Origin of the sequence: Streptomyces niveiscabiei (assembly GCF_001419795.1) — a bacterium.
GTDB lineage: Bacteria > Actinomycetota > Actinomycetes > Streptomycetales > Streptomycetaceae > Streptomyces > Streptomyces niveiscabiei.
The window spans coordinates 1-2,077 of sequence record NZ_LIRL01001185.1; the positions used below are offsets into that span (position 1 = coordinate 1).

General features: G+C 71.6%; 3 protein-coding genes and 1 pseudogene. 1 reads left to right on the top strand and 3 read right to left on the bottom strand.

Annotated features, from left to right (window positions below; genetic code table 11):
• Window positions 1-3 precede the first annotated feature (3 nt).
• The 3 genes from tgmB to AOK24_RS41795 all read right to left on the bottom strand — a co-directional run bounded on the left by tgmB (window position 4) and on the right by AOK24_RS41795 (window position 1,645).
• The gene (tgmB, locus tag AOK24_RS41785) at window positions 4-987 is read right to left on the bottom strand and encodes an ATP-grasp ribosomal peptide maturase (RefSeq protein ID WP_055725103.1); all 984 of its coding nucleotides are present in this window, start codon (window positions 985-987) and stop codon (window positions 4-6) included.
• Window position 988: 1 nt separating this feature from the next.
• Window positions 989-1,180 (bottom strand): putative ATP-grasp-modified RiPP, encoded by a 192-nt coding sequence (tgmA, locus tag AOK24_RS41790; protein WP_055725104.1) that lies wholly within the window; start codon window positions 1,178-1,180, stop codon window positions 989-991.
• Window positions 1,181-1,372: 192 nt separating this feature from the next.
• Complete coding sequence (locus AOK24_RS41795) at window positions 1,373-1,645, bottom strand: YkvA family protein (RefSeq protein ID WP_055725105.1); 273 nt, start codon at window positions 1,643-1,645, stop codon at window positions 1,373-1,375.
• Between the two features lie 236 nt (window positions 1,646-1,881).
• On the opposite strand from AOK24_RS41795, the pseudogene AOK24_RS41800 reads away from it, so the two are divergent.
• Window positions 1,882-2,077, top strand: a pseudogene (locus AOK24_RS41800) (hypothetical protein); the annotation flags it as partial.

Here is a 2,077-nt window from a genome sequence, read left to right on the forward strand (position 1 = left end):
CCCTCACGCAGTCACCGAGTCACTCCCGTCGCACGACTCCCGTTCCCCCGCCCCCGGCGCCGCCAGCCACTCCGCGATCGTGCGGGCGATCGGCTGCCCCGTCTCCACCTCGACGAACCCGAACTGCCCCGACTGGTTGCACTCGAGGAACCACCAGGTCCCGTCGGAGTCCTCGGCGAAGTCGAAGGCGCCGTACGCCAGTTCGGCCGCCCGGAGATACGCGAGGACCCCTTCGGCGACCCGGGGCGGCACCTCGACCGGCACCCAGGGCATCGCCGGGGACGCGAACCGGACGTCGATCTCGTCGGGGCCGGCATCGGCGGCGACCTCCTTGCGCGCACCCAGCATCCGCTCACCGACGACGGTGAGCCGGACGTCCGCCCGCTTGGGCACCCGGCGTTGCAGCAGCGTCGGCCCGAACGCCACCGCCGAGAAGTCCGCGTCCGGCGCGACCCTGCTCGTCGGCACCGCGCGCGGCGGCTCCTGCGGATGCGCCCCCGACACCGGCTTGACCACGAGATCCGGGAACCGCTCCGCGAACTCCCGCGCGGCCTGCGGGAACGTCGTGATCAGCGTGGCCGGCACCGGCAGCCCGCTCTGCTGCGCGACCCGCAGCTGCCACGGCTTGTGCCGGGCCCGGCGGGCGGCGTCCGGATGGTTCATCCAGCGCGCGCCCGTCGAGCGCAGCATGCCGTACAGGGCCTGCGCGGACTCCTCCGTGAGCCACTCGGAGGGCTCGGGGGCGTGCGACGCGGGCGCGCCGGGGCGCCGTACCCACACCGACCGCAGGCCGTCCATGCTCAACAGGCGCCCGGCGGCCCAGAGATGGCCGCGGAAGCCGCCGCGCACGTACTCGCCGGAGAGCGCGACCCCGTCCGTCAGGTCGGCGGGGTCCAGCCGGACCACCGGCACTCCGGTCGCGTTGAGGTGCACGACGACCATGTCCGCCGTCACGTCCTCCTCGCAGGTGAGGATGAGAACCGTCATCTCAGTCGTCGAAGTGCGTCTTGGAACCCGCCGTGGACGTCGTCGTGCCGAGTTCCCTGAGCAGGGTGAGGTCCGCCGCGGCGATCCTCCCGTCCGAGGTGACGTTCAACTGCATTCCTGGGTCGTAGGCGTACGGAGTCGTGGCCTCGAACTCCGCCGCCGGGCGTGCGTAGTTGAGCGCGAACGGTTGCATCGTCTCTCCTCTTCCGTGCTGCGCCGACCAAGCCGTCGTCTGCCGCGTCGTCGCGTCGCCCGGTGATTCACTTGGGCTTCCATTGACTTATACGAATCGAACGGGTGATTGGTTTCCTTACGGTGCGTGATCGCGGCGCGTTCGGTGCCCGGCTCTGGAGACCACGCGGGGGGACGAAAAGGTTGATCCGGTTCAGACGAGGTCTTTGGACGAGGTGCGGAGGGAACGGAGCGCGAGGAGCAGCACCCCGATGTCGTCCAGGTACACCGGGTCGGGCAACAGGTCGGTCGGCAGCACGAAGTAGAGGACCGCGCCCCAGAAGATCCAGCGCGGCCCGGTCGGCAGTCCGGCCCGCCGAAGCTCCCGCCGCGTCCGCACGAGCCGTACGGCCACGGCGACGGCGGCGGCGAGCACGACGGCCGCGAGGAGCGCGGCGACGACGATCACCGTCGTGGTCGTGTCCACGTCCCCTCCCGGGGGTCCGAGGGGGCCGCACGGCGCGGCTCCCACTGTTCGGGGTACCCGCACAAGACGTTCGTATCGCCTAGTAGGTTCCCGGACCGCGGGTTTGGAGAGGCTTGGCTCACCCCAGCGGCTCACCCGAGTGGCGCGAAGCCGTACGGGTGTCCCTAATGGGCAGGGTAGCCGCGTGCCGCACTCGGGGGCGCTGATGTGGCCGCACCCATTTCATGGAGAACAGCATGACCACCCGCTCTCCGTCCGTCCGTCCGAACCCGACCGCCATACCCGGGGGCGAGCGCCTCGCACCCCCCGACACCCCTCCGCCCGGCACCGCCGTCGACGGCCTCGTCCGAGCCGCCGTCGCCGACCGGTCCCTGGAGGAACTGGCCGAACTCATCACCCTTCTGGAGCAGTCGCCCGCCTCGGCCCGGGCCG